The organism is Rhodococcus sp. G6(2025) (assembly GCF_058628105.1).
The window spans coordinates 5,686,269-5,695,000 of sequence record NZ_CP179750.1 but is presented as its reverse complement, the minus strand read 5'-3'; the positions used below and the strand labels follow the sequence as shown (position 1 = coordinate 5,695,000).

4 protein-coding genes and 2 rRNA genes (1 of these 6 only partly in view) are annotated in these 8,732 nt (G+C 64.5%); 3 read left to right on the top strand and 3 right to left on the bottom strand.

Annotated features, from left to right (window positions below; translation table 11 throughout):
* A 23S ribosomal RNA gene (locus ACLIVD_RS26255) occupies positions 1-2,675 on the top strand (it extends 459 nt beyond the left edge of the window).
* A 131-nt stretch (positions 2,676-2,806) separates the two neighbouring features.
* Positions 2,807-2,923: ribosomal RNA gene (rrf, locus tag ACLIVD_RS26250) — 5S ribosomal RNA — on the top strand.
* Positions 2,924-3,004: 81 nt separating this feature from the next.
* Here the strand turns inward: rrf and ACLIVD_RS26245 are convergent.
* The gene (locus tag ACLIVD_RS26245; RefSeq protein WP_283353814.1) at positions 3,005-4,609 is read right to left on the bottom strand and encodes a PucR family transcriptional regulator; all 1,605 of its coding nucleotides are present in this window, start codon (positions 4,607-4,609) and stop codon (positions 3,005-3,007) included.
* Between the two features lie 140 nt (positions 4,610-4,749).
* On the opposite strand from ACLIVD_RS26245, the gene ACLIVD_RS26240 reads away from it, so the two are divergent.
* The gene (locus ACLIVD_RS26240; protein ID WP_105417186.1) at positions 4,750-5,124 is read left to right on the top strand and encodes a UBP-type zinc finger domain-containing protein; all 375 of its coding nucleotides are present in this window, start codon (positions 4,750-4,752) and stop codon (positions 5,122-5,124) included.
* Here ACLIVD_RS26240 and ACLIVD_RS26235 read toward each other — a convergent pair.
* Complete coding sequence (locus tag ACLIVD_RS26235) at positions 5,090-5,863, bottom strand: SWIM zinc finger family protein (protein ID WP_283333523.1); 774 nt, start codon at positions 5,861-5,863, stop codon at positions 5,090-5,092. The genes ACLIVD_RS26240 and ACLIVD_RS26235 overlap by 35 nt on opposite strands.
* The gene (locus ACLIVD_RS26230) at positions 5,860-8,661 is read right to left on the bottom strand and encodes a DEAD/DEAH box helicase (protein WP_283353812.1); all 2,802 of its coding nucleotides are present in this window, start codon (positions 8,659-8,661) and stop codon (positions 5,860-5,862) included. The genes ACLIVD_RS26235 and ACLIVD_RS26230 overlap by 4 nt, the downstream gene beginning before the upstream one ends.
* Positions 8,662-8,732: the final 71 nt, after the last annotated feature.

The following is an 8,732-nucleotide window of genomic DNA, read 5'->3' as shown; positions in this document are numbered from 1 at the left end:
GTAGCACCGGGCCCGTGAAATCTGGTGTGAATCTGTCGGGACCACCCGATAAGCCTGAATACTCCCTGGTGACCGATAGCGGACTAGTACCGTGAGGGAAAGGTGAAAAGTACCCCGGGAGGGGAGTGAAATAGTACCTGAAACCGTGCGCTTACAATCCGTCAAAGCCTTTGCACACTTCGGTGTGGGGGGTGATGGCGTGCCTTTTGAAGAATGAGCCTGCGAGTTAGTGGCATGTCGCGAGGTTAACCCGTGTGGGGTAGCCGTAGCGAAAGCGAGTCCGAATAGGGCGTTTTTAGTGGCATGTTCTAGACCCGAAGCGGAGTGATCTACCCATGGCCAGGTTGAAGCGACGGTAAGACGTCGTGGAGGACCGAACCCACTTAGGTTGAAAACTGAGGGGATGAGCTGTGGGTAGGGGTGAAAGGCCAATCAAACTCCGTGATAGCTGGTTCTCCCCGAAATGCATTTAGGTGCAGCGTCGCGTGTTTCTCACCGGAGGTAGAGCTACTGGATGGTCTAGGGGGCCCACAAGCTTACCGAAATCAGCCAAACTCCGAATGCCGGTGAGTGAGAGCGCGGCAGTGAGACTGCGGGCGATAAGGTTCGTAGTCGAGAGGGAAACAGCCCAGATCGCCAGCTAAGGTCCCTAAGCGTGTACTAAGTGGAAAAGGATGTGGGGTCGCGAAGACAACCAGGAGGTTGGCTTAGAAGCAGCCACCCTTGAAAGAGTGCGTAATAGCTCACTGGTCAAGTGATCCTGCGCCGACAATGTAGCGGGGCTCAAGTACACCACCGAAGCTGCGGCATTCACACAATGCACCCCCTTGATTCTGCGGAGTCTTGGGCAGTGGTGTGGATGGGTAGGGGAGCGTCGTGTGGCCATGGAAGCGGCGGGGTGACCCAGCCGTGGAGGCCACACGAGTGAGAATGCAGGCATGAGTAGCGAAAGACGAGTGAGAAACTCGTCCGCCGAATGACCAAGGGTTCCTGGGCCAGGTTAATCCGCCCAGGGTGAGTCGGGACCTAAGACGAGGCCGACAGGCGTAGCCGATGGACAACGGGTTGATATTCCCGTACCCGTGTGAACGCGCCCCTGGTGAATCAGTGATACTAACCATCCTGAAGCGTCCTTACGCCCCTTCGGGGGCCCTGGATGTGGATGCATGGGACCTGATCTGGTAGTAGCCAAGCGATGGGGTGACGCAGGAAGGTAGCTGAGCCAGTCAGTGGTAATACTGGTGTAAGCCTGTAGGGCGAATGGTAGGCAAATCCGCCATTCACACAGCCTGAGAGGTGACGCATAGCCGAATGAGGCGAATTCAGTGATCCTATGCTGCCGAGAAAAGCCTCTAGCGAGCTTTCACACGGCCCGTACCCCAAACCGACACAGGTGGTCAGGTAGAGAATACTAAGGCGATCGAGATAACTATGGTTAAGGAACTCGGCAAAATGCCCCCGTAACTTCGGGAGAAGGGGGGCCTCGTCCGGTGATCACTCTTGCAGTGTGAGCTGGGTGGGGCCGCAGAGACCAGTGAGAAGCGACTGTTTACTAAAAACACAGGTCCGTGCGAAGTCGTAAGACGATGTATACGGACTGACGCCTGCCCGGTGCTGGAAGGTTAAGAGGACCGGTTAGCTCTTCGGAGCGAAGCTGAGAATTTAAGCCCCAGTAAACGGCGGTGGTAACTATAACCATCCTAAGGTAGCGAAATTCCTTGTCGGGTAAGTTCCGACCTGCACGAATGGCGTAACGACTTCTCAGCTGTCTCAACCATAGACTCGGCGAAATTGCATTACGAGTAAAGATGCTCGTTACGCGCGGCAGGACGAAAAGACCCCGGGACCTTCACTACAGCTTGGTATTGGTGTTCGGTTCGGTTTGTGTAGGATAGGTGGGAGACTGTGAAGCGCTCACGCCAGTGAGTGTGGAGTCGTTGTTGAAATACCACTCTGATCGTATTGGACCTCTAACCTCGGACCATGATCTGGTTCAGGGACAGTGCCTGGTGGGTAGTTTAACTGGGGCGGTTGCCTCCCAAAATGTAACGGAGGCGCCCAAAGGTTCCCTCAGCCTGGTTGGCAATCAGGTGTCGAGTGCAAGTGCACAAGGGAGCTTGACTGTGAGACTGACAGGTCGAGCAGGGACGAAAGTCGGGACTAGTGATCCGGCACCGGCAAGTGGAAGCGGTGTCGCTCAACGGATAAAAGGTACCCCGGGGATAACAGGCTGATCTTCCCCAAGAGTCCATATCGACGGGATGGTTTGGCACCTCGATGTCGGCTCGTCGCATCCTGGGGCTGGAGTAGGTCCCAAGGGTTGGGCTGTTCGCCCATTAAAGCGGCACGCGAGCTGGGTTTAGAACGTCGTGAGACAGTTCGGTCTCTATCCGCCGCGCGCGTTAGAAACTTGAGGAAGGCTGTCCCTAGTACGAGAGGACCGGGACGGACGAACCTCTGGTGTGCCAGTTGTTCCACCAGGAGCACCGCTGGTTAGCTACGTTCGGAAGGGATAACCGCTGAAAGCATCTAAGCGGGAAGCCTGTTCCAAGATGAGGTTTCTCACCCCCTCGAGGGGGTAAGGCCCCCGGCAGACCACCGGGTTGATAGGCCAGAACTGGAAGTCCGGTAACGGATGCAGGTGACTGGTACTAATAGGCCGAGGACTTACCACAAAGAAGCTACGCGTCCACTGTGCAGTATCTGAAACAACACACAGATACTCATTTCAACCCCACCGGTCACCCAGCAGGGTGCACCCGTTGAGGGAACAAAAGAAATTGAGTGTGTGACAGTTTCATAGAGTTACGGCGGCCATAGCGGAGGGGAAACGCCCGGTCCCATTCCGAACCCGGAAGCTAAGCCCTCCAGCGCCGATGGTACTGCACCCGACAGGGTGTGGGAGAGTAGGACACCGCCGAACATCCGTTACCGAAAGCCCCCCAACCTTGTTGGGGGGCTTTCGGCATTCCAAGGCACGAACACCGATGCCGCACATGTCTTTTCACCCCGGCGCACCGCCGGCCAGGACCTGCAGTGCGCGGGACGCCAGATGCAGATTCAGGCGGGTGTCGACGCTGCGGAGGTCACGCCCGGTCAATTCGTGAATGCGGGACATCCGGTATCGCAGGGTGCTGCGGTGGATCCTGAGTGCCTGTGCGGTTTCGTCGTACTTGCCACCGCATTCGAGGTATTGGGCCAGCGTGGCCGTCATCGTGCTGCGGTGTTCCCGGTCGTAGTCGAGCAACGGGCCGAGCCATTCCTGCACGAATGCCTCGACGTCTCCGGTGCTGCTGTGCGAGTCGAGGATGCGGTAGACGCCGAGTTCGTCGAACAGCGCGACGCCGCGGGGCGACAGCGACTGCTTTCTGATCTCGAGCGCCCGTATCGCGTGGGTGTACGAGTCGGGTAGGCCACTGGGGGACGTGCATTCGGATCCGACACCGATCACTCCGACCGCGGGCCCGAGCGACTTCTCCAACGCCGTGAAGATGAGGTTCACATCTGTTTTTGCGTCCATCACGGCGGCGAGGATCCCGGTTCGGTGTTCGTTACCGTGGACGAGGAGGGCCGACGAGTCGGAGGACGTCAGGTGGCGCCGTAAGGCTTCCGTGACGGACTCGACGGGTGTGTCCGGCCCCCAGTGCACTGCCAGGACGCGTTGCGGGGTGTGCAGGTCGTAGCCGAGTGCGTCGGCGCGCGAGTAAGCGCTGTCGTCGTCGGTGCCGCCGAGCAGGTCGGCGCCCAGGTCGCGGCTGAGCCGCGCCTCCGTCTCGGCCAGTGATCTGCGGTGCGACATGTCGACGGCGAGCATCGTCGCGGCGTGTTCGAGGGCCACCGTGTCGAGATCGGTTGCCCGATGTTCCGGGTCCGACAGGTAGAGGACGCCGAGAAGTGTCTGGCCGGGCCGGACTATCTGCACGATCCGATTGTCGTGCCGGAGCGGGTGCCCTTCCATCGCGGCACGGCGCAGGACGTCGACTCGGTTCCCGCCGCCGATCTTGCGGTACCGCGGGGCCTTGTCCGGGCCGGCCCAGACGCGGAGATTGCCGAAGGCGTCCTCGACTCCGACGGCGAGTCCGGTCATCAGGTGGAGTGTCTCGGCGATGGCGGTCTCGTCGGCGCCGGTCGCTGCGAGGCGCCCGAACGTGTCGTGGATCTTCGCTTGCTCCTCGAGCCGCAGGGCCCGCGCTCCGAGCGCGGTGATCTCGTCCGTGGCCTCACGTAATTGACGTTCGTGTGTGGCTGCCCGGGAGCGAAGCGATGCGGCGCGCAGGGCCGACCCGGTGTGCTGAATGAGCAGCTCGAGGAGGGTGGCCTGCACCGGGGTCGGCGGGTAGTCGGCCCGGAGGGTGAGCGACACCGGCCTCGACCACGAATCGTCGAGCAGCACGCGTTGACGCCAGACGTCGTCGGATTCGTCCGTCAGAACCGACTCGGATTCCACCGTGAAGGGACCGAGTTCAGGGAGAGCTTCGACCAGCAGGGCGAGAATCTCGTCGCGGTTCCCGCAGTCGTGCATGTGCGCGGTGACGGCCACGACCGCGGACAGGTTCGTCGCCCGCGGCGTGTGATCCACCCTCGGGTCTGGGGCTGCTTCCAGATCCATGGCTTGGAACTACCCCGTTTTGCGCCGTCGAAACCGGGACGCTGTCCGCTGAGGCCGGATTTCGGGGGATTCTTTCGTTCCGCGGTGACCATGTGGCGAGACGGATCAGCCGCCAATCTTGGTTACTGAGGGGTGGCACAATGACCCAATCCAATAATTGGCACGATCCCGATCTGAACATGATTCGCGATGTCGTCGCGCACACGTCGGACGGGTGCGAGGGCTGTCTCGCACTCGGTACCCGCTGGGAGCACCTGATGTTGTGCCTGACGTGCGGCTATGTCGGATGCAGTGACGGATCACCGATGCGGCACGCGCGACACCACGCCGAACGCAGCGGTCATCCGATCGTCCAATCGCTTCACGCGGGGGACAACTGGCGCTGGTGCTTCGTGCACGACGCCCAGATTTGCACGCCGTATCCGGCGACCGGGGCCCGGGTGGTCGCACCGAGCCTGGTGCCCGGACCGTCGGAGGACCTCAGACACGGTCTCCGTATCGCGAAATCGCAGTGACGATCGCCGACCAGACGGCGTCCGCCTGAATCTCCGGGGGAGCGTCGTCGAGCCAGCGTGGGCGCACCGGGGTTCCGCCGGAGCGCGGCGGCACCGGAAGCGGTCCGGGAACTGCGGAGTAGGCGTCCGACGCCGACACCGGGGAGTGCGAAGCGTCGAACGAGGAACGGGTCGTCTCCTCGTGTGCGCCGTGCCTGAGTTGGAGAACCTCCTGTCCCTCCCGTCCGCGCAAGAGGAAGAAGAGCAGCGGGTCCTCGTCGAGCACCCACGCTGCCTGATACAGCACCGCGGCAGCGTGACGGCACGGCACGTCCCACTCCTCGCAGGTGCACGTCGCGTCGGCATCGAACATCGACGGTACGAGTGACACGTCGACGGCAGCGAGGTCGTCGTCGAGTTCCCGAGGGAGCGTCCCACTCGACAACTGGGCGACGTGACCGCTCCGCGACGCGAGGGTGGCGAGCACCTCGCCCCACTGGCGCTCGTCCAGCTGGTCCACCCGGATCCGCACGTGCAGGCTTTCCTCGTCCGTGTGCACGTCCGCGGAGACGAGCCCGGCCGCGAACGTGAGCGGACCGACCACTCCGCCACGGGCGTAGGCGCGTCCGCGTTTCAGCGTGTCCGAGTCGAGCGCGGCGTGCTCGACGTCGTCGACCCACCGCTGCGCCCACCAGGTCTTGCCGCGGGTGCGTCGGCCCTTCTGCGCCGGGAATCGGGGAAGCGTGACGGCGTCGGTCACAGGTCACCTCCGAAGTCGTAGTCGGGGCTCAGAGCCACCAGCCGGGTGAGTTCGCGGTCGGTCAGTTCGGTGAAGGCGTCGGCGCCGTGTGACAGGACAGAGTTGGCGAGCTGCCGCTTGGAGGCGAGCATGCCGGCGATGCGTTCCTCGATGGTTCCCGCGGTGACGAGCCGGTGGACGACGACCGGGTGGGTCTGCCCGATGCGGTAGGCGCGGTCAGTGGCCTGGTCCTCGACCGCCGGGTTCCACCAGCGATCGAAGTGGACGACGTGATCGGCCCGGGTGAGGTTCAACCCGGTACCGGCGGCCTTGAGGGACAGGATCAGGACGGGGATGTCGCCGTTCTGGAAGCGTTGGACCAGCTCCTCCCGGGCGGCGACGGAAGTGCCACCGTGCAGGAATTCGCAGCCCACCCCGCGCGTCGTCAGGTGCCGCCGCAGCAGCCGCCCCATCGCGGTGAAGTGGGTGAACACCAGCGAACGCCCGCCCTCCGACAGGTTGGTGTCCACCAGTTCGTCGAGCAGACCGATCTTGTGGGAGCGGCCGGTGAGCGCGGCGTGCTCCTCGCCAAGGTACTGGGCGGGGTGATTGCAGATCTGCTTGAGGCCGGTCAGCAGCGACACGATGCTGCCGCGCCGCCCGATGCCGTCGCTCGTCTCGATCTGCTCCATCGCCTCGCGGACGAGGGCCTCGTACATTCCGGCCTGTTCCGGGGTGAGCGTGACATCCAGATCGATCTCCGTCTTCGGCGGAAGCTCGGGGGCGATCCCCGGATCGGACTTCGTGCGCCGGAGGACGAACGGCGAGATCAACGCCGCCAACTCCGCCGCGCGGTCGATTCCGTCCTCAGCGGCCGAGCCGTCGTAGCGGCGGCGGAACTGCGCGTACGGACCGAGGAGGCCCGGTGTGACGCCGTCGAGGATCGACCAGAGGTCGCTGAGTCTGTTCTCCACCGGTGTCCCGGTGAGGGCGACGCGGGCCAGGCCCGGAATCGTCCGCAGGGCCCGGGTGACGGATGCCGCGCGGTTCTTCAGGTGCTGCGCCTCGTCCGCGACGACCAGACCCCACACAGTCCGGGCGAGTACGTCGCCATCGAGCCGCATCGTCGCGTACGTGGTGAGGACGACGATGTCGCCGCCGGGTGTGACCGTCTCACCGGGCGGACGCCGCTTCGGACCGTGGTGGACGAGGACACCGGTGCCCGGTGCGAAGCGTTCGATCTCCCGTCGCCAGTTCCCCAGCAGTGACGCGGGACAGACCACCAAGGTGGGTCCAGCCGTTTCCGGCGTCTGCTGACGGTGCAGGTGAAGTGCGATGAGAGTCAACGTCTTTCCCAGGCCCATGTCGTCGGCGAGACAGGCGCCCAGGCCTCGTGACGTGAGCCCGGCCAGCCAGCGGAACCCGGTCAGCTGGTAGTCCCGCAACTGCGCGCGCAGGGCTGCCGGGGCCGGCACGGCCTCCGGATCCTGGTCGGACAGCTCACGCGCCACCGCCGCGGCCGCGCCGTAGGAGTCGACGCGGACGTCCTCCTCTCCGCGCCGGGCCCGGCCGGTCAGCGACGCCCGCAGGGCCTCGATCGACGTCATCGTTCCGGTCCGCCGCTGGAGGGTCTTTCGTATCAATGCCGAGTCCGCGACGACGTATCGGTTGCGGAGTTTCACGACCGCGCGCTCCGCCGACACCAACTCTTCCATTTCTTCACGGGTCAGAACGTCGTCCCCCACCGCGATGCGCCAGTCGAAGTCGAAGGCGCGGTCGCCGCCGAAAGCGGCTGCGCCCTCGCGGGACCCGGGTTCGCCGAGGATCATGCGGGTCGAGGTGCGCGCGACCAATTCGCGCGGCCAATGGATCTCGACTCCTCGTTCGCGCAGCCGACGGCCGGCGTCCCCGGCGAGGGAGGCCAGGTCGTCGTCCTCGAGTCGGATGCGGTGCGGCGCCTCAGCTCGCAGCAGGTCTTCGAGCGGAGCCCAATCCTGGGCGGCGCGGCGGAGGGCGTCGAGGACCGCGATCCGGGGGTCGGAGGCGAACGCGGACTCGGCGAGCGTCGGATGCCGCCACAGGTCGACGGCGTCGCACACCACCCCGGGGCGCGCGAGACCGTGCACCTGGACCGTGGCGTCGAACTCGCTGTCCGAGAGGTCGCCCTTGCCGGGATCGACGGGGTCGATCCGCAACGACAACGCGATCGCATCGGGTGCCAGGGCGTCCGCCCAGGCCCGGAGTTCGGGCGAGGTCTCGGCGTTCCACCCCAGGTAGGGCCCGTCGTCGGCCGGCGACACGAGTCGCGGGATCGTATCGACGGCAGCGGTGAGGAAGTCGCGCAGCACGTCCACCGCGGCGGGGAGGCGAACTCCGGCGGCGGACGGATCCCCGAGCGGAATGGCGCGCGCTTCCGGCGGGAGCGCGGCGGCCAGCAGCCGCAGATGCGACTCGTCCTCGTCGTCGAGAACGCCCAGCCGCCAGCTGTCGCGGCCACCCGGCGTGACCGCGGGAAGGACCTTGCCCGCCCCGACGTATCCGAGAGCGGTCCGGGTGCAGGCGGCCCAGAACGCGACCGATCGATGGGTTGTCTCGCCGGGTCGCAGTGCCAGGAGCATCGGCAGCGCGTCGGCGAGCGAGACGCTCTGCGTCGGAACGCGTTCCACGGTGCTTCCGATTGCCATCCGGGTGTGGGAATCGATACTCGGTGGCAGCGGCCCGTCCGGGGAATCACGCCAGAACGCCAGGCGGGAGTCGCGCGGAGGATCGGACGGCACGAAGGTGGCCGCACAGGCGGCGAGGATGGGCCCTGCTGTCACTACTGCGCCTTTCGCCTGGTTTACAGTACGCCGTACGTCAACGAGGCGGCGGACGGAATTGTTCCCGGGCG

What these genes read in the sequence shown, in the direction of transcription:
- ACLIVD_RS26245 (WP_283353814.1), bottom strand. Translation starts at nt 4,609, where the DNA reads ATGGATCTGGAAGCAGCCCCAGACCCGAGGGTGGATCACACGCCGCGG.
- ACLIVD_RS26240 (WP_105417186.1), top strand. Translation starts at nt 4,750, where the DNA reads ATGACCCAATCCAATAATTGGCACGATCCCGATCTGAACATGATTCGC.